Origin of the sequence: Nocardia otitidiscaviarum, from assembly GCF_007362295.1 — a bacterium.
Lineage (GTDB): Bacteria > Actinomycetota > Actinomycetes > Mycobacteriales > Mycobacteriaceae > Nocardia > Nocardia otitidiscaviarum.
In genome coordinates this window covers 4,466,564-4,484,814 of record NZ_CP041695.1, presented here as the reverse complement: position 1 = coordinate 4,484,814, position 18,251 = coordinate 4,466,564, and the positions used below count along the sequence as shown (strand labels likewise).

Annotated in this window: 18 protein-coding genes; 14 read left to right on the top strand and 4 right to left on the bottom strand. The window is 69.7% G+C overall.

Going from position 1 to position 18,251, the window contains the following annotated elements:
* The first annotated feature begins 55 nt into the window (after nt 1-55).
* From FOH10_RS19995 to FOH10_RS19985, 3 genes are all read left to right on the top strand, one after another.
* Nucleotides 56-766: a PIG-L deacetylase family protein gene (locus FOH10_RS19995; protein WP_143981888.1), complete on the top strand. Its 711-nt coding sequence runs from the start codon at nt 56-58 to the stop codon at nt 764-766.
* A 354-nt stretch (nt 767-1,120) separates the two neighbouring features.
* Nucleotides 1,121-2,287, top strand: a complete 1,167-nt coding sequence (locus tag FOH10_RS19990; protein ID WP_143981887.1) for a glycosyltransferase — start codon at nt 1,121-1,123, stop codon at nt 2,285-2,287.
* Nucleotides 2,288-2,624: 337 nt separating this feature from the next.
* Nucleotides 2,625-2,816 (top strand): DUF3046 domain-containing protein, encoded by a 192-nt coding sequence (locus tag FOH10_RS19985; RefSeq protein ID WP_143981886.1) that lies wholly within the window; start codon nt 2,625-2,627, stop codon nt 2,814-2,816.
* A 10-nt stretch (nt 2,817-2,826) separates the two neighbouring features.
* Here FOH10_RS19985 and FOH10_RS19980 read toward each other — a convergent pair whose 3' ends face one another.
* Nucleotides 2,827-3,342 (bottom strand): CGNR zinc finger domain-containing protein, encoded by a 516-nt coding sequence (locus FOH10_RS19980; RefSeq protein ID WP_143981885.1) that lies wholly within the window; start codon nt 3,340-3,342, stop codon nt 2,827-2,829.
* Nucleotides 3,343-3,495: 153 nt separating this feature from the next.
* Here FOH10_RS19980 and FOH10_RS19975 point away from each other — a divergent pair, with 153 nt between their 5' ends.
* From FOH10_RS19975 to FOH10_RS19920, 11 genes are all read left to right on the top strand, one after another.
* On the top strand, nt 3,496-3,957 hold the full coding sequence (locus tag FOH10_RS19975) for a VOC family protein (protein WP_143981884.1): 462 nt from the start codon (nt 3,496-3,498) through the stop codon (nt 3,955-3,957).
* Between the two features lie 68 nt (nt 3,958-4,025).
* Entirely contained in the window at nt 4,026-4,913 is an 888-nt protein-coding gene (locus FOH10_RS19970; RefSeq protein WP_143981883.1) for a pyridoxamine 5'-phosphate oxidase family protein, read from the top strand.
* Nucleotides 4,914-4,937: 24 nt separating this feature from the next.
* Nucleotides 4,938-5,390, top strand: a complete 453-nt coding sequence (locus tag FOH10_RS19965; protein WP_143981882.1) for a nuclear transport factor 2 family protein — start codon at nt 4,938-4,940, stop codon at nt 5,388-5,390.
* Nucleotides 5,391-5,549: 159 nt separating this feature from the next.
* On the top strand, nt 5,550-5,945 hold the full coding sequence (locus FOH10_RS19960; protein WP_143981881.1) for a hypothetical protein: 396 nt from the start codon (nt 5,550-5,552) through the stop codon (nt 5,943-5,945).
* A gap of 83 nt (nt 5,946-6,028) precedes the next feature.
* The gene (locus FOH10_RS19955; protein ID WP_143981880.1) at nt 6,029-6,823 is read left to right on the top strand and encodes a tryptophan 2,3-dioxygenase; all 795 of its coding nucleotides are present in this window, start codon (nt 6,029-6,031) and stop codon (nt 6,821-6,823) included.
* Nucleotides 6,820-8,064 carry a kynureninase gene (locus FOH10_RS19950; RefSeq protein WP_143981879.1) on the top strand — a complete coding sequence of 415 codons (1,245 nt, stop codon included), beginning with the start codon at nt 6,820-6,822 and terminating at the stop codon, nt 8,062-8,064. Before FOH10_RS19955 ends, FOH10_RS19950 begins: the two co-directional genes overlap by 4 nt.
* Nucleotides 8,057-9,049 carry a PaaX family transcriptional regulator gene (locus tag FOH10_RS19945; RefSeq protein WP_244961293.1) on the top strand — a complete coding sequence of 331 codons (993 nt, stop codon included), beginning with the start codon at nt 8,057-8,059 and terminating at the stop codon, nt 9,047-9,049. Before FOH10_RS19950 ends, FOH10_RS19945 begins: the two co-directional genes overlap by 8 nt.
* A gap of 166 nt (nt 9,050-9,215) precedes the next feature.
* The gene (recA, locus tag FOH10_RS19935) at nt 9,216-10,253 is read left to right on the top strand and encodes a recombinase RecA (RefSeq protein WP_029928296.1); all 1,038 of its coding nucleotides are present in this window, start codon (nt 9,216-9,218) and stop codon (nt 10,251-10,253) included.
* An 814-nt stretch (nt 10,254-11,067) separates the two neighbouring features.
* On the top strand, nt 11,068-11,568 hold the full coding sequence (recX, locus tag FOH10_RS35775) for a recombination regulator RecX (RefSeq protein ID WP_255056541.1): 501 nt from the start codon (nt 11,068-11,070) through the stop codon (nt 11,566-11,568).
* 1,368 nt (nt 11,569-12,936) lie between these two features.
* Nucleotides 12,937-14,253: a hypothetical protein gene (locus tag FOH10_RS19925; RefSeq protein WP_143981878.1), complete on the top strand. Its 1,317-nt coding sequence runs from the start codon at nt 12,937-12,939 to the stop codon at nt 14,251-14,253.
* Between the two features lie 130 nt (nt 14,254-14,383).
* A complete protein-coding gene (locus FOH10_RS19920; RefSeq protein WP_143981877.1) occupies nt 14,384-15,613 on the top strand; it encodes a cytochrome P450 family protein in 1,230 nt (409 codons plus the stop codon).
* A gap of 131 nt (nt 15,614-15,744) precedes the next feature.
* Here the strand turns inward: FOH10_RS19920 and FOH10_RS19915 are convergent, their stop codons facing one another.
* The 3 genes from FOH10_RS19915 to FOH10_RS19905 all read right to left on the bottom strand — a co-directional run bounded on the left by FOH10_RS19915 (nt 15,745) and on the right by FOH10_RS19905 (nt 18,229).
* Nucleotides 15,745-16,644, bottom strand: a complete 900-nt coding sequence (locus FOH10_RS19915) for an amino acid ABC transporter permease (protein ID WP_143981876.1) — start codon at nt 16,642-16,644, stop codon at nt 15,745-15,747.
* Nucleotides 16,641-17,321 carry an amino acid ABC transporter permease gene (locus FOH10_RS19910; RefSeq protein WP_143981875.1) on the bottom strand — a complete coding sequence of 227 codons (681 nt, stop codon included), beginning with the start codon at nt 17,319-17,321 and terminating at the stop codon, nt 16,641-16,643. Before FOH10_RS19910 ends, FOH10_RS19915 begins: the two co-directional genes overlap by 4 nt.
* Nucleotides 17,322-17,395: 74 nt before the next feature.
* Nucleotides 17,396-18,229: a glutamate ABC transporter substrate-binding protein gene (locus tag FOH10_RS19905; protein ID WP_039815725.1), complete on the bottom strand. Its 834-nt coding sequence runs from the start codon at nt 18,227-18,229 to the stop codon at nt 17,396-17,398.
* Between the last annotated feature and the right edge of the window lie 22 nt (nt 18,230-18,251).

The following is an 18,251-nucleotide window of genomic DNA, read 5'->3' as shown; positions in this document are numbered from 1 at the left end:
CCGACTGGGCGCGGCGCCCGAGTGTTCGGGCGCGCGCGGATGTTTGAATACCGCCATGGAGCAGCTACCCGAGGACTGGCAGCGCGGCATCGTCATCGTCGCGCACCCCGATGACATCGAGTACGGCGCGGCCGCTGCCGTGGCGCGCTGGACACGGCAGGGCAAGGATATTCGCTATGTGCTCGTGACCAGCGGTGAGGCCGGAATCGCGGGGTTGCCGCCCGCGGAATCCGGGCGGCTGCGCGAGGCGGAGGAGATCGCCGCCGCCAAGGCCGTGGGGGTCGCGGAGGTGGAGTTTCTCGGGTATCCGGACGGGCGGGTCGAGGAGTCGCTCGCACTGCGCCGGGACCTGGCCGCCGCCATCCGCCGGCACCGGCCGGAGATGGTGATCCTGTTCAACTTCGGCGATACCTGGGCACCCGGATACGCCAACAGCGCCGACCACCGGGCGGTGGGCCGGGCCGGTCTGGACGCCGTCTCCGACGCGGGCAACGAGTGGATCTTCCCCGAGCTGGCGGAGCTGCCCGTCTGGTCGCCGCGCTGGGCGGCGGTCACGGGGCCGAAGGTCACCCACGCCGTGGACGTCACCGATACCATCGAGCCCGCAGTGGAATCCCTTGTCGCTCATGGCCGCTACCTCGCCGCGTTGAGCTCGGACCCGGTGCTGGAGCAGGCGCGCGCCATCGTCGACATGTCGACCGGGCCCATCGAGGGCTTCCCGGCCGCTCGCGCGACGGGGTTCGAGCTGTACTACTTCGGCGGCTGACTGGCTGGGTGCGGCCGTTACGAGCGGCGGCTGCATAGCCGGTGTATGTGGCTGCGCAGCTCGGCGTCTGTGACAGCCCTGCCCGGCGGCTGAGTGCGTAGGCGGCGCAATGGCGTTGCGACGGCACGACTGTGCCGCGTGCCTGGCGGGAGTCGCGCATTGCGCACGCGCGGGGCGCGGGATCCTGGCTGCCCGCGTGCCCGCCCGGCTGGCTCGGGGGCGGGTAACAGGCACAGCGATATCGACACTGAAATATGCGCATTCTGACATCCATTCCGTACCTGTCGTGCGGGTGATCGACCGTGCTCAGTGGTGTGTGCTGAGTTCCACCCGCGGATATGGCACGCTGGGCGCGTGCGAGTAGCGGTGGTGGCCGGGCCGGATCCGGGGCATGCGTTCCCCGCGATCGCCCTGTGTCTGCGATTTCTCGAGGCGGGCGATGAGCCCGTGCTGTTCACCGGGCCGCGGTGGTTCGACGCCGCGAAGCAGGTCGGTATCGGGGTGCGGCGGCTGAAAGGGCTCGCGCCCCGGGCCGAGGACGACGATGCCGACGCCGGGCAGCGGATCCACGAACGCGCGGCCTTCATCTCGACCGAGATCCTGCCCGATATGAGTGCCATGCTGCCCGATCTGGTGGTGTCGGACGTGCTCACCGCGGGCGGCGGGATGGCGGCCGAGCGGATGAAGGTGCCGTGGGTGGAACTCTCCCCGCATCCGCTCTACCTGCCGTCGAAAGGGCTGCCGCCCATCGGAAGTGGGCTCGCGCCGGGGGAGGGGCTGAGCGGCCGGGCCCGCGACGCGGTGCTGCGCGGAATGACTGCCCGCGCCATCCGGCAGGGCGAGGAGCAGCGCGAGCGAGCCCGGGCGGGCATCGGCCTGCCGCCCGAGGATCCCGGTCCCGCGGCGCGGCTGGTCGCGACCCTGCCCGCGTTGGAGGTGCCCCGCCCGGATTGGCCGGACAACGCGCACCTGGTCGGCCCGCTGCTGTGGGAGCCGACGGCGAATGTTCTCGACCTGCCGCCGGGTGACGACCCGCTGGTCATGGTCGCGCCGTCCACCGCGCACACGGGTGTCAGCGGCATGGTGGACACCGTGCTCGAGGCGCTCGACGGCGCCGGGGTGCGGGTGGCGATCTCCATGCTGGACACCCCGCCCGCCGAGCTGCCGCCGTGGGCCACAGCGGGTTTGGGTCGCCAGGACGAGTTGCTGCGGCACGCCTCGGTCGTGATCGGCGGCGGCGGCCACGGGCTGCTGGCGAAATCGCTGCTGGCCGGTGTGCCGGTGGTGACCGTCCCGGGTGGCGGCGATCAATGGGAACTGGCCAATCGCGCGGCCCGCCACGGCAGTTCGCTCCTGGTCCGCCCGCTCACCGCCGAGGCCGTCCGCACCGCGGTGCGCCGGATACTCGACGAGCCGACCTTCGCCGAGCGCGCCCGCAAGGCGTCCGCCGACGCGAGTGTGGTCTCGGACCCCGTGCCGCTGTGCCACGAGGTGGCCGCTGCGGCGCGCACACACCGCTAGCCGAGGTGGCTCGCGACGAGCACACCGGTAGCCGAGGTGGCTCGCGGTGCGAACACACTGACACCGGTAGCCGAGATGGCCCACGGCGAGCACGCCGGTAGCCGAGGTGGCTCGCGGTGCGAACACACTCACATCGCTAGCCGAGATGGCTCGCGGTGCGAACACACTCTCGGCCGGGGTGGCTTCGGTGCTTGGCGGACGCGCGGCCGGCCAGCCGTGGCGTTGTGACGAGCGGTGGCCTCCGACGGCCGCGTGCGTGATGTCGCCCGGCACGCGGCCGAGTGGGCGCGGACCCGGGCTCGTACCGGCGTTCGTGCCCTCGCGTAGGCTCGCGGCCGTGCGGTTGACGGAGTTCCAGGAGCTGTTGTACACCGAGTTCGGTACGGCGCGCGGGGATGCGCTGCTGAGCGACCACGTGCTGCCGTCCATGGGGAAGACCGGGGCGCAAGCCATCGAGGCGGGGATCGATCCCCGCGATGTGTGGCGCGCCCTGTGCGCCGAATTCGATGTGCCCAAGGCGCGGTGGTGAACTCAGCGTGTCAGGCGTTGCGCGCGTAGTGCCGGGCCGCCTTGGCGCGGTTGCCGCAGGTCGCCATGGAGTGCCACCGCCGGGCACCGTTCTTCGAGGTGTCGTAGAACCAGAGCACGCAGTGCGGGTGCGCGCACTGCTTGATGCGGTCGGGCGCCGCCATCAGAGTCAGCAGGTCGTCGGCGGCCAGCCAGCCCGGTAGCCATGCGGGGTCGCGGACCTCCACCTCGTCCCGGGGGCCGTGGTCGGTGAGGATGCGGCGGATCCGCCCGTGCTCGAGGATGCCGTTGAGCGCCTCGATATCGTCGCCGCGCGCCGCGCGCAGGATGGCCTCGCGTGTCCGCACGAGGGCGTGCAGGGTCGCCGCGTCGGCCGGGCAGCGTTCGGCGAGATCGTTGTCGGCCAGCCATTGCCGCAATCCCGCCACGTCGGAGAGCAGATCCTGCAGTCCTTCCCCGCTCATCCAGCGGGTGTTGAGCAGGTCCAGGGCGAGCGGCTCTCCGAGGTGGGGGCGTGGAACGGGCATGCCTGAGGGTAACCAGCTTCCGGTCCGGTTCGGTTGCGGCAGTGCCATTCTAACCACTCAAATCATTTAGGGGGTTGACAGCGGTTCCCCGCTGCTTCTAGATTCTAACCATCAAAACAACACAAACCAGTTAGAGCTTCCTCGGAGGAAATCATGACCGCGGTCACCGCACCCCAGCTCGCCACCGGCCACATCGGCTTGAACGTCACCGACCTCACCCGCTCGGTGGACTTCTACCGCCGCGCCTTCGGCTTCGAGCAGCTCGGCGCGAGCACTGAGGGTGAGCAGCGCTTCGCCTTCCTCGGTGCCGACGGCAAGCTGGTGCTGACCCTGTGGCAGCAGAGCGATGGCGAGTTCTCGGCGAAGACGCCCGGCCTGCACCACCTGTCGTTCCAGGTCGACAGCCTGGAGCAGGTGCGGTCGGTGGAGTCGGTGCTCAAGGATCTGAACGTGAGCTTCGCCCACGACGGCGTCGTCGCCCACGGTGAGGGCGCCTCCTCCGGCGGCATCTTCTTCAGCGACCCCGACGGCATCCGGCTCGAGGTGTACGCGCCGAGCGGTGCCGAGGCCGCCCCCGCGCCCAGCGGCACCGCCCCCACCTGCGGATTCTTCTGACCGACATCGTGATTCACCCGGTGCGGGCATCGAGCCCGCACCGGGGCGGACGCACACCGGAGAACGAGATGACCACCAGCTACCACCCGGGCGAGGTGGCCGTGCAGCAGCGCATGGGCCAGTCCGATATCGCCCAGCACGTCGGACGCATGATCCGCGCCGAGATACCGCACACCGCGGCGGCTTTTCTCGCCGAGCAGCCGCTGGTCGTGATCGCCGCCGCCGATGGCGCGGGCCGACTGTGGGCGAGCCAGTTGATCGGTCCGGCCGGATTCGCCCGCGCCACCGACGAGCGCACCATCGTGGTGGACGCGCTGCCCACCGCCGCCGATCCGCTCGCCGAACCCCTGCGTTCCACCCGGCACATCGGCATGATCGCCCTGCAACCGCAGCGCCGCCGCCGGATGCGCGTCAACGGCGTGACCGAACCGACCGAGCGCGGGCTGCGGATCACCACCGACCAGGTGTACTCCAACTGCCCGAAGTACATCACCCGCCGCACCATCGACGACTGGAGCGGCGCCTCCGCGGTGACCGTGCACCGATCGTCCGAGCTGACCGCCGCGCAGCAGCGGGCGATCACGGCCGCCGACACCTTCTTCATCGCCTCCGCCGATCCGGACGGCAATGCCGACGCCTCCCACCGCGGCGGCAATCCCGGCTTCCTCCAGGTGCTTTCGCCCACGCGCCTGCGGTGGCCGGACTACCGCGGCAACTCCATGTTCATGACGCTGGGCAATATTGCCGCCGACCCGCGCTGCGGACTGCTGATCCCGGACTGGCGCACCGGCTCGACCCTGCAGCTGACCGGAACTGCGGAAATAATCTGGGACGACACCACATTCGCCCCCGGCTCACAGGCCACGGTGGACTTCACCGCCACCGAGGTCGTCGAGATCGCCGGTGCCAGCCCGCTGCGCTGGGGTGCGTCCGAACTGTCTCCCGCGAACCCCTGAAGCCACCCTCCGAAAGGATCCGCCATGCGACCCCCACTGCCCCCGTTCGATCTGGAATCGGCCCAGACCAAGGTCCGCGCCGCCGAGAACGCCTGGAACACCCGCGATCCGGAAACCGTCGCGCAGGCGTACACGGAGGATTCCGTGTGGCGCAATCGCGATGAGTTCATGACCGGCCGCGCCGAGATCGTCGACTTCCTGAAGCGCAAGTGGGCCAAGGAGAACGGCTACGCCCTGCGCAAGGAACTCTGGGGATTCCGGGAGAACCGCATCGCCGTCCGCTTCCAGTACGAATGGCACGACGAGGACGGCCAGTGGTACCGCAGCTACGGGAACGAGCTGTGGGAGTTCTCCCCCGAGGGACTCATGTCACGGCGCGAGGCCAGCATCAACGACACTCCCATCGCCGAAGCCGACCGTCGCATCTTCGGCCCCCGTAGTCCGGAGGAGGAGAACGCACTGCTGCCGATCCGGTGACACCCGTCGAGTCCCCGTCCGCGTCCGCCCCTCGGACGGGGGCTCGGTTGTGCCCCGCCGTGGCCGTGCGGGACCATGGAGTTCGCGGTGCCCGCGTACCGCGATCTCTTCTGAGTGTGTTCGGTGATCTGTTCCCGCTACCCAGGAGGACGACGATCTATGCGCACCATTCGGAACTACCGCCGCTCGGCCCTGCTGACGGCCGCTCTCGGTGCTACAGCCACGGCTCTCGTCGCCACCGCGGCCCCTGCGGTCGCTGCCAACTCCATCGACATCACGGGCGTCGGCCCGGCCAATATCGGCATCGACTACAGCTGCGAGGCCACGGCCGGAGTGGTCGCCGCCAAAGCGCTGGTCGGCGCGCCCGAGGCGGACAGCCCCTCGGCCTCGGGCTCCCATTCCGCCCTCATCTGCGATGGCTCCGCCCGGTCCGCCGTGATCGCGCTGACCGGCGCACCGCTGTCGGCGGGGCAGACCGTGCAGGTGCGGGTCGCGCTCGTCGACCACACCGACACCGTGGTGTCGGGTCGGGCGGAGGTGGTCACGCTCGGCTAGTGGTGTCTAATGACGTATTCGTGACGGACGTCATAGTTGTGTACTAACCTGAGGTGGTCGGCACCGTCTGAGTGGGGACCGCCATGACCTACAGCACCTATCTGGACCTGGAGACGCTGCTCGGTGCGCAGCATCCGGTCAGCAGGCCGCCGCAGCACGATGAAATGCTGTTCATCATCCAGCACCAGACCACGGAACTGTGGCTGAAATTGGTGCTGCACGAGATACGCGCGGCGCGTGCGGCTTTCGACGACGATGCGCCCGATATCGCGCTCAAGGGCATCGCGCGCGTGAAACACATCCAGCAGACGCTGACCGAGCAGTGGTCGGTGCTGGCGACGCTGACGCCCACCGAGTACGCGCGGTTTCGGGGAGCGCTCGGAAACTCCTCGGGGTTTCAGTCGTATCAGTACCGAGCCGTGGAATTCATTCTCGGCAACAAGAATCCCGCGATTCTGGCCGTTTTCGCGGACGAACCGCAGGCCGCCGCGGAGTTGACGGCACTGGTCTCCGAACCCACGCTCTACGACGCCTTCTGGCGGCATCTGGCGCGCACCGGACTGGAGGTGCCGCGGTCGACGCTGGAGCGGGATGTCACCGGACGCTACGCACTCGATCCCGCGCTGCTCCCCTTGGTGAAATCGGTGTATCAAGCCCCGCAGCAGTATTGGTCGGTCTACGAGACCTTCGAGGAACTGGTCGACCTGGAGGAGAACTTCCAGCTGTGGCGGTTCCGGCATCTGCGGACGGTGCTGCGGACCATCGGGTCCGCGCGGGGGACCGGGGGGACCAGCGGCGCGGGCTTCCTGCGCCGCGCTCTCGAGGTCAGCTTCTTTCCGGAACTCTTCGCCGTCCGCACCGAAACGGGAGCCCCATGACCCGCAGCGACACCGACTTCACCGCTCGGGCAACGGCTCTCGACGCCGCCGATCCGCTGGCGGCGTATCCGGGCGAGTTCGTCGGCCACGACGATCCGGAGATCGTCGCCTATCTCGACGGCAACTCCCTCGGCCGCCCCACGCGCCGCACCGCCGAACGCCTGTCCGCGTTCGTGACCGAGGCGTGGGGCCGCAGACTCATTCGAGGCTGGGACGAGGAGTGGTTCGAGCTGCCGCTGATCCTCGGCGACCGGATCGGCGGCACCCTGCTGGGCGCCGCGCCCGGACAGACCACCATGGGCGACTCCACCAGCGTGCTGCTCTACAAGCTCGCGCGCGGCGCGCTGGCCATGCGGCCCGGACGCACCGAGATCGTGCTCGACCGCGACAACTTCCCCACCGACCGCTATCTGATGGAATCCATTGCCGCCGACAGCGATATGACGCTGCGCTGGATCGACGCCGACTTCGACGGTGGCGTCACCGCCGCGGACCTGGCCGCGGTGGTCTCCGAACACACCGCGCTGGTGGTGCTCAGCCATGTCGCCTACCGCTCCGGCTATCTGCTCGACGCGCCCGCCCTCACCGCCGTCACGCACGCCGCCGGGGCCATGCTGCTGCTCGACCTGTGCCATTCCGTCGGCGCGGTGGAGATCGAACTCGACACCTGGGGAGTCGATTTCGCGGCCGGATGCACCTACAAGTACCTCAACGGCGGGCCCGGATCTCCGGCCTTCGCCTATGTGCGCGCCGACCATCTGGCCGATTTCCGGCAGCCGATCTGGGGCTGGATGGGCCGGGAGAATCCCTTCGACATGGCACAGGGTTACGTGCCCGCGCCCGGCATCCGGCGGGTGATCAGCGCCAGTCCCGGCATCGTGGGGATGCTCCCGATCCAGGACATGCTCGACCTCATCGAGGCGGCCGGGATGCCGCGGGTGCGCGCGAAGTCGGTGGCGCTCACCGAATTCGCACTCGAACTCGTGCGGGAATGGCTGCTGCCCCGCGGTGTGACAGTGTCCTCGCCCATCGATCCGGCCCGGCGCGGCGGGCACGTCACCATCGATCACCCCCGGTTCCGGGAGATCACCGCGCGGCTGTGGCAGCGTGGCGTCATGCCCGATTTCCGTCGGCCGCACGGTGTCCGCCTGGGCCTGAGCCCGCTGAGCACCACGTTCGGTGAGGTGCTCGCCGGAGTGGCCGCCATCCGCGACGAGCTCGACGCCGATCCCGATGTCTGAACTCCGCGCCGTCGGCGCCATCCTCGACGACATCGATTCCCGGCCCGGCAGTGTCACCTCGCTGGCGCGAACCGTATTGGGCGCGTACGTGCGCGAACTCGGCGGCTGGATCGCCATCGCCGATTTCGGCGGGCTGCTCGCCGCACTCGGGGTGCCCGAGCAGAGCGCGCGCACGGCGGTCACCCGGTTGAAGGGCAAGGGCGTGCTCGATGCCGAAACACGCGGCGGCCGCAGCGGATACCGTCTCACCCCGGCCGCCGAGGCCATGTACGCACGGGGCGATGCCCGCATCTTCGGCTTCCGGCGGATGGGCGAGGACGATCCCTGGCAGCTGATCTGTTTCGGCATTCCGGAATCGGCGCGCGCGGCGCGACATCAGCTGCGCCGCAGGCTGTCCGCCATCGGCTGCGGGACGGTCGCGCCCGGACTGTGGATCTGCCCGCACTACCTCGCCGACGAGGCCACGGCCATCGTCACCGCACTCGGACTCGACGAGTACGTGACCACCTTCCGCGCCACCGATATCACCGCGCCGACGACGCCGCGCGCCGCCGCGACGCAGTGGTGGGATCTGGACGCCCTCGCCCGGAGATATCGGGCCTTCCTCGCACACCATGGTGGGAGCTTCACCGGCGCTGACGGGGTGGCTGTCGATGGGACCGTGGCCGAGGGGACCGTGGCCATGGCGAGTTCGGCCATGGGGAGGGCGGCAGGTGGGCACACGGTCGAGGGGAATGCGAGTGCGGGCAACGCGACAGGGAGCGCCGGGGCGGATCGGCTCGGTGACGACGAGCGGGCGTTCCGGATCTTCGTCCCGCTGCTGGACGAATGGCGGACCATTCCCTACCTCGATCCCGGACTACCCGAGCGCATGCTGCCCCCGGACTGGCCGGGACCGGCCGGCGTGCGGCTGTTCGCCACCGCTCGGGACCGCTGTCTGGGGCCGAGTCTGCGCTGGGTACGGTCGGTCGTCGACCCTCGGTAGCCGACCGTGCGCGGCGGGTCGCCCGACCGATCCGCGTGTCGAGGGGCGCGTCGCTTGCATCGAACATCTGTTCGTCTAAGCTCGGCGGCGGAACTTGTCGGTGCCGCCCTCTAACGTGGGCGCCAACCACAGATTGAGACTCACCCGTCGAGAAGGGGACCAGACGATGGCACCACAGGCTTTTGACCGCGACAAGGCGCTCGAACTGGCGTTGGCGCAGGTCGAGAAGAGCTTCGGCAAGGGCGCGGTCATGCGCCTGGGCGAAGAGGCGCGCCAGCCCATTTCGGTGATTCCGACCGGCTCCATCGCGCTCGACGTCGCCCTCGGCCTCGGCGGTCTGCCGCGCGGCCGCATCGTCGAGGTCTACGGTCCGGAATCCTCCGGTAAGACCACCGTCGCCCTGCACGCGGTAGCCAACGCGCAGGCACAGGGTGGTGTGGCGGCCTTCATCGACGCCGAGCACGCGCTCGATCCGGAGTACGCCCGCAAGCTGGGTGTCGACACCGACGCGCTGCTGGTCTCCCAGCCCGACACCGGTGAGCAGGCACTGGAGATCGCCGACATGCTGGTGCGCTCCGGCGCCATCGACATCATCGTCATCGACTCGGTGGCCGCCCTGGTGCCGCGCGCCGAGATCGAGGGCGAGATGGGCGACAGCCACGTCGGTCTGCAGGCCCGCCTGATGAGCCAGGCGCTGCGCAAGATGACCTCCGCGCTCAACAACTCCGGCACCACCGCCATCTTCATCAACCAGCTGCGCGAGAAGATCGGCGTCATGTTCGGCTCGCCCGAGACCACCACCGGCGGTAAGGCGCTGAAGTTCTACGCCTCGGTGCGCCTGGACGTGCGCCGTATCGAGACCCTCAAGGACGGCTCCGACGCGGTCGGCAACCGCACCCGCGTCAAGGTCGTCAAGAACAAGGTCAGCCCGCCGTTCAAGCAGGCCGAGTTCGACATCCTCTACGGCGTGGGCATCTCCAAGGAGGGCTCCATCATCGATATGGGTGTCGAGCAGGGCTTCATCCGCAAGTCCGGCTCCTGGTACACCTACGAGGGCGACCAGCTCGGCCAGGGCAAGGAGAACGCCCGCAAGTTCCTGCTGGAGAACACCGACGTGCGCGACGAGATCGAGAAGAAGATCAAGGAGAAGCTCGGCATCGGCGCGGATGTGACCGTGGGCGACGAGGCCCCGGCCGACTTCTGATCCCTCGATGACCGACCGGGACACCCCCGAGCCCCGGCCCGCCTCGCCGGGGCACGGCAACACCCGCCTGGAAGCGGTGGAACGCCTCCGCCGCCAACTCGACGCCATCGAATCCCGTGCCCGCAAGTCCGACAAACCGTCGCACCTCGCCCGCTACGGCACCGGTGTCTACAGCGCCGAAACCTACGGCCGCCGCCCGGACGAGGACGACGCCGGCGAGGGGTACCCGGCGGAGGAGCCCACCGCGCGCCGTGCACCGGCGCGGCGGCGGGCAGCCGCGCCCGGCACGGGGCACGATGTCGAATCCGATGCGGAGGAGCCGTATTCGGTGACGGCGTGGCCGCGTCGCGCATCCGCTGGGGCCCGGTCGTCGCGTGAGTGGGGGCGTGCTGACGCGGCACGGGATGTCGAGCCAGGGCATGCCGCCCACCACGGGATGGCGGGGGACGAGGACGCAGCCGGCGACATCGCGGGCGGCAGCCATGACCGCGGTGCTCGCGGGTCCGACACCTCCGAGGGCTTGCATCGGCGCGGTAGGCGGTATCGGCGCGCGGATATCGGTGCGGAGCCTGATTCCGCTGCCTTGGAGGAGGAGCACAGCGGTGCCGATGGGTCGTCCGGCGGTCGAGGTCGGCGGTATCGGCGTACGGGCTTCGGAGGAGAGCCTGACGGCGCGGCGTTCGAAGGAGAACGAGGCCGGGGCGGTTCGGGTTTCGCTGGACCGGGCGGTGAGCCGGGGGAGTCCGATGGGAGGCGTGGTCGGGGGCGTGGAGCGCGGCGGCGGTCTGCCGGTGGGGGCGAGCCGGGGGAGGGGCTGCCCGGGGGCGGGACCGAGGCGCAGGCGAAGGACGTGTGCCTGCGGTTGTTGACCGATCGGGCCCGGAGCCGGGCGGAGTTGGCGGATCGGCTGGCGGCGAAAGGGTTCTCCGCCGAGGTGGCGGGGCGGGCGCTGGACCGATTGGCCGAGGTGGGATTGATCGACGACGCGGCGTTCGCGGAGCAATGGGTGCATTCGCGGCACACCTTCTCCGGAAAAGGAAAGAAGGCGCTGGCGCAGGAATTGCGGCGCAAGGGGGTCGCGCCCGAGGACGCGGAATCGGCGCTGGCCGGGATCAGCACCGAGGACGAGCACGAGCGCGCCACCGAGTTGGTGCGGCGCAAATTGCGCACCCTGCCGCGAGATCTGGATCGGGAGAAGACCATTCGGCGGTTGGTGGGCATGCTGGCGCGGCGCGGATACAATCAGTCCACCGCCTTCACGGTGGTGAAAGCCGAACTGGCCGACCGGGATCTCGCCGAACCCGACTCCCACTGACGAGCGCCACCGGATTCCCACCGGTGGGCAGCGGAATTAATCGAGCGCGCGGTCGGAATGTCTCGTCTACTATCGCGGAGGACGGCTGCGGCCGGACGATAGCGGGGGTGGGAGAATGGGACCTCGTCTACCGGTTGTGAGATGCGACCGGGATGCCGGGTGGGGGCGACGGATGGAGAACCCGTCGGTGACTATCGGGGTGGTAGCCACGAAATTCGCTGCGCCGTGCGCGTTCACGGGAACCCCGTACGCGTATCGGCTTGACGATACGACCGGTCGACGAAACCGGGCGCTACCGCACACCGGCTTATCGCCGTGCTTCCGCAGCAGCGGAACGGTGCGCCCGTTCCAGCGGTCCGACCACCTTCGATCCGCCTCCCGCGACACGGCCGCCGACTCCCCGGATGCGAGGACCAACCGGTGAGCGGTGAGTCGGACGCCGAGCCGACCCCGCCCCCTCCCGACCCCGCGGCAGCCGATCCGGTAGTGCCCGATGATCCCGCGACGTCCGGCCAGGCGGCACCCGATCCCACAGAGTCCGGCCAGGCAGTGTCGGGCCAGGCAGTCTCGGACCAGGCAGAGTCCGGCCAGGCAGAGTCCGGCCAGGCAGACTCCGGCCAGGCAGACTCCGGCCGGGCAATGCCCGAGGCGGCAATACGCGATCCGCTGGCGTCCGACCCGGCAATCCCCGGCCCCGATCCCGCGTCCCGATCCGCCCCGACCGATGGTCCGTCCGGATCCACACCCGATACCGCTCGGCCCGACCACGCGGCCGCCGAGCACCTTTCCCATTTCACTCAGCCCGACCGCGCCGCGGCCGGGCCCGTCCGCGAGGAAACCGCGCCTGTGACCGATGCACCCATACCCGCCGTCGACGCTCCCGCTGCCGAAGCACCCGCCACTCCCGAGGAAGCGGCCACACCACCGTGCGACGGAACCGAGGCAGCAGTGCCCGGTGCCGCGCCCGATCCCGCGGCGGTGCCCTCGAATCCCGGGTACAGCGTGTCGGGACCTGCGGCAGCGTCCTCGAGTCCCGGGTACGGCGCGTCGGACTCCGGGGCGGTGCCCTCGAGTCCCGGGTACGGCGCGTCGGGATCTGCGGCAGCGTCCTCGAGTCCTGGGCGCGGCGCGTCGGACTCCGGGGCGGTGCCCTCGAGTCCTGGGCACGATGCGTCGGGACCTGCTGCGGTGCCCTCGAGTCCTGGGCACGGTGCGTCGGGACCCGCGACGGATCGGTCCGGCGCGCCGGGCGGGCCACCGCCCCGCATTCGGCGGGTGGCGCTGCCGGACCGGGACCGGCCCGTCGGACCGTGCACCGGATGCCGAGGGGAGAACTACGACCGTGCCGGGCACTGCGCGGGCTGCGGAATGCCGCATCCACGGCAGGATCGGTTCGAGGCCGACCTCGGGACGGTATGCGTCGTCACCGACCGCGGACTCGTGCACGAGCACAATGAGGACTCGGTGGCCGTGGCCGTCCTGGACGGCCCGACCCCCGGCCAGCCCGGCGCGACCGTGATCGTGGTCTGCGACGGTGTGTCCACCTCCGAGGATCCACAGGCCGCATCGGGTGCCGCGGCACGGGCCGGGGTCGCGGCGAGCCTGGCGGCGTTCGGCGCGGGCGCGGTGCTGGAGGAGGTGGCGCTGGCCGGACTGTCGGCGGCCGCCAAAGCGGTCCGCGCCGTCGGAACCCCCGAGGGCCGCGCCCCCTCGTGCACCTACGTCTCCGCCGTACTGGTACCGACGGCGGACGGCACCCACATCACGGTCGCGAACGTCGGTGACAGCCGCGCCTATTGGCTCGCCGCCCCCGCTCCCGCCGCTCCCGGTGCAGCCGCAGGGCGCGCCACGCCGGGCGCGCCCGCGCCATCGGGCGCGACCGGCACAACGACAGGCACCAGCGCGTCCACCGGGCCTGGTGCGTCCGCCGCGCCCGGTGCAGTCGTGGGGGGCACCGCGGCGGGTGCGCCCGCTACCCCCGGCTCATCCGAAGCGACCGACACAGCGGCAGGCACCGGCGCGTCCGCCGGGTCTGGCGCTTCCGCTGCGTCCGGTGCAGCAGCAGGGAGCACCGCGCCAGGTGGGTCCGCTCCGTCCGATGCATCGGGCGCGACCAGCACAACCGCCGGCACGAGTGCGTGGACAGGATCTGGCGCGTCCGCCGAGTCCGGCGCGTCCGCCGGGTCCGGCGCGATGGGTGCAGCCGTGGAAAGCGCTGCGCCGGGTGGGTCCCCCGGGTCCGGTGCGGCAGCCGGGGCCGGGGCACCCGGTCAACTCGGCGTGGGCACAGGCTCACGCCGTCTCACCGATGACGACTCCCTGGCCCAGGACTTCATCAAGATCAGCGGTGTGGACGAGCGCACCGCCATGAGTATGCGCGGGGCGCATACGCTCACCCGCTGGCTCGGCGCGGATATCGGCACCACGCCCTGGGCGGAGGACAGTATCCGCTCGCTGCACGCCACCGGTCCAGGCGCGTTGCTGCTGTGCAGCGATGGCCTGTGGAACTACCTGCCCGAGGCGGAAGCGTTGGGGGACTACACCTTCGGGCCGGCGGGCGCGACCGGTCCGGTCGGGCTGTCGGAGGCTCGCGCCCTGGTCGACTTCGCCATCCGTCAGGGCGGCAGCGACAACATCACCGTCGCGCTGGCTCCCGTCCCGGGTGCCGCCCAGCCGCCTCGGTAATGCGGGCGTACCGGTCTCCAGCAGCGAAAACGGCGTCCCGCCAAGCGTTTCGGTAGCGTGGTCGCCGTCGGATCTCTTCATGGTGGACAGGTGGGGCGCGGCGGTGGGTCGCGGTGGTCAGGAGGATGACATGGTCGACAGCGGTACCACCGAATCGATCGAGGTGGTGGGCGAGGACTTCCACGCCGATCCGCACCGGTACTACGACCGCTGGCGCGCCCACGGTCCGGTGCACCGGGTGCGCTTTCCGGGCGGCTCCCCCTGCTGGGTGATCATCGGCCACGCCGAGGGCCGCGCGGCCCTGGCCGACCCCCGGTTGCGCAAGAACGCCGACGACCTCTACGCCCTGTTCCGCGCCAAGAACGTGCGGACCCTGTCGGATTCGAATGCCCAGGCGCTGGCCGCGCACATGCTCAACAGCGATCCGCCCGAACACACCCGGCTGCGAAAACTGGTGAACAAGGCGTTCCTACCGCGCCGTGTCGCCACCCTGCGCCCGCGCATCGAGGCGATCACCGCCGGTCTGCTCGACGAGATGGCCGCACACGACGAGGTCGATCTCATGCGGGTCTTCGCGAACCCGCTCCCGGTCACGGTGATCTGCGAACTGCTGGGCATACCGTTGGACGCCCGCGCCGACTTCCAGGCGTGGACACGGGTGCTGGTCTCCTCCGGGAATCGGGTGGAGGAGCGGGAGGCCGCCACGCTGGGCATGTCGGAGTACCTGCGTCGGCTCATGGCCGACAAGCGCGCCGATCCGGGTGACGACCTGTTCTCCGATCTGGTGCACGCCGCCGAGGACGGCGACCGGCTCGACGAGCGGGAACTGGTGGCCATGGCGTTCCTGCTGCTGGTCGCCGGGCACGAGACGACCGTCAACCTGATCGGCAACGGCACCTACGCCCTGCTGCGGAACCGATCCCAATGGGAGACGCTGCGCGAACATCCGGACCGGGTGCCCGCCGCCGTGGAGGAGTTCCTGCGCTACGACGGCCCGGTCGGCTGGTCCACCATCCGATACACCGCCGAACCCGTCCGCATTTCCGGAATCGATATTCCCGCAGGGGAATTCGTCTACATCGCCCTGGCCGCCGCCAATCGCGACCCGTCCCGCTACGACTCCGGCCCGGACCTCGATATCGACGGAAACACATCCGGGCACCTGGCCTTCGGCCACGGCATCCACTTCTGCGTCGGCGCGCCGCTGGCCCGGCTGGAGGCCGATATCGCCTTCCGCGCCCTCCTGCGCCGCTTCCCGCACCTGGAATTGGCCGACGCGGCATTCACCCCCGCATGGCAGACCAGCGTGCTGATGCGAGGCATGAACGAGCTTCCGGTGCGGCCCCAGGGGAGCGGGTAGCGCCGCGCGATCGAGCTGTGCTGCACAGCAGTTGACCCGCTGCAGCAGTGAACCCCGCTCCGCGGCCGCGCAGCGGGGTCCATTCGAGGTGCGGGAACGCGGTCGCCGAACCGAATTCAGTCCTTCTTGACTCAGTCCTTCTTGGTGAGCGTGATATCCATTCCGGGCGGTGCGGCGGCGGTGGCGTTGTCCGCGCCGATCGCGGTCCGCCCGCCGCGCTTGCGGGTGCGCAACCACCGCTCGACCCGGGTCGCCACCACGGTCAGCGTGTAGTTGAGCGCGATCATGATGGCCGCGATGACCAGCAGCGCCTGGAAGGTATTGCCCTGCGCCGACCCGAGCTGCTGTCCGGAACGCACGACCTCGACGTAGCCGATGAGGTAGCCCAGCGCCGAATCCTTCAGCGCCACCACCATCTGTGAGATCAGCGCGGGCAGCATGGCGGTGATCGCCTGCGGCAGCAGGATGGCGGTCATCACCTGGGACTTGCGCATGCCGAGCGCCACGGCGGCCTCGGTCTGCCCCTTGGGCAGCGATTTGATGCCGGAGCGCACGATCTCGGCGATGACGGAGCCGTTGTAGATGGTCAGCGCCGTCACCACGGCGGCGAGCGCGAGCCGGTCGTTGGGGAAGACGTTGTACTCGGCGTAGACCGCGAACAGGAAGATCATCAGGATCAGCACCGGGATGGCGCGGGCGATCTCCACCACGGTGCCCGCCACGATGCGCACGCTGCGGTGATCCGACAGCCGCAGAATGCCGAAGAGCATGCCGAGCACGAGTGCGAAGGCGATCGACAGTGCCGCCGCCACCAGGGTGCCCCGAATACCCGGAAGCAGATAGGTTTCCCAGATCTGCGCGTCCAGGAACGGCTCCCATTTGTCGGCGGCCCACTGGCCTTGAGCGTCCAGGCCGCTGTAGACCACCCAGGCGAGTGCCGCCACCGCCGCCACGACCACGGCCGTGTACAGCCAGTAGCGCATGCGCGCCTTGGGGCCGGGGGCGTCGTAGAGAACGGTTCCGGCGCTCATCGGGCCACCTCGAATCGCTTGGCCAGCCAGCCGAACAGCAGACCGGTGGGCAGGGTCAGGACCACGAAGCCGAAGGCGAAGATGGCACCGACGGCCAGCGGCGCGGCCTCCACCTCGATCATCTCGTTCATGAGCAGGGCGGCCTCACCGACGCCGATGGCCGCCGCGACCGTCGAGTTCTTGGTCAGCGCGATGAGCACGCTGCCCAGCGGTGCGATCACCGAGCGAAAAGCCTGCGGCAGCACGATGAGTCGCAGATTCTGCGAGAAGGTGAAGCCCAGTGACCGGCCCGCCTCCGACTGCCCCATGTGCACCGTATTGATTCCCGAGCGCAGCGATTCGCACACGAAAGCCGCCGTGTACACCCCCAATCCGACGACCGCCCAGCGGAAGTTGTTCTCCGCGAGGTCGTTCGGCCCCTCACCGGCGAGTTTGATACCGAGCTGGAAGTACAGGCCCAGCGAGCAGATGACGATGATCAGCGTCAGCGGGGTATTGCGGAAAATCGTCACGTACGCCGTGCCGACCCAGCGTGCCACGGGTACCGGCGCGACCCGCATGGCGGCGATGATCGTGCCGAGGACCAGCGCGAGCACTCCGGAGAAGACCGTCAGTTTGATGGTCACCCAGAACGCGTCGAGCAGCTGGTCGGAATACTCAGAGATCAAATCGAACACGGCGTGCGCATCCCTCCGATCGAAAGACGTCGCGTGCCGGGCGGGGACGCCCCCGCCCGGCACGCACGGTCAACTCAGTAGCGGTCCAGCTGCGGCGGCTCGGGGATCTGGATTCCGGTGGAACCGAAATTCTTCTCCAGCGCGGCCTGCCAGGCGCCGCTGGTGATCATGTCCTCGATCGCGTCGTTGATCTTCTGGCGGGATTCGGTGTCGCCCTTCTTCACACCGATGCCGTACTTCTCGACGGTGAAGGTGTCACCGACGACCTTCAGCGCGCCCGGGTTCTGCGCCGCGTAACCGCGCAGGATGATGTCGTCGGTGGTGACGGCGTCGACGGCACCGGCCTTCAGCGCCTCCACGCACAGCGAGTAGGTGTCGTACTCCTGGAGCTGAACGTCCTTGGCGTAGGTGTCCTTCACGTTCTGCGCGGGGGTGGAGCCCTTGACCGAGCACAGCTTCTTGTTGCCGCTCAGCGACTCCGCGCCGGTGATGTCGGTGTTGTCCGAGCGCACCAGCAGCGACTGGCCGGTTATGAAGTACGGCCCGGCGAAGTCGACCTTCTCCTTGCGCTTGTCGGTGATGGAGTAGGTGGCGGCGATGAAGTCCACCTGCCCGTTCTGGATCAGCGTCTCGCGCTGTGCCGACGGTGCTTCCTTGAAGGTGATGTTCTCCGGGGACACGCCCAGCTTCTCGGCCACATAGGTGGCGACGTCGACATCGAAACCGCTGAAGGAGCCGTCCTTCTCGCGCAGTCCCAGGCCCGGCTGGTCGTACTTGATGCCGATGGTGAGCTTGCCGTCGGCGGCGTTCTCCGTGGCGGTCTTGTCGCTGCCGCCGCCGCAGCCGCTGGCGACCACGGTCAGGGCGATGGCCCCGACGGCTAGCCGCAGCGCTTGGGTGATCCTCATCTGAATCCTTCTCTCTCGTGAA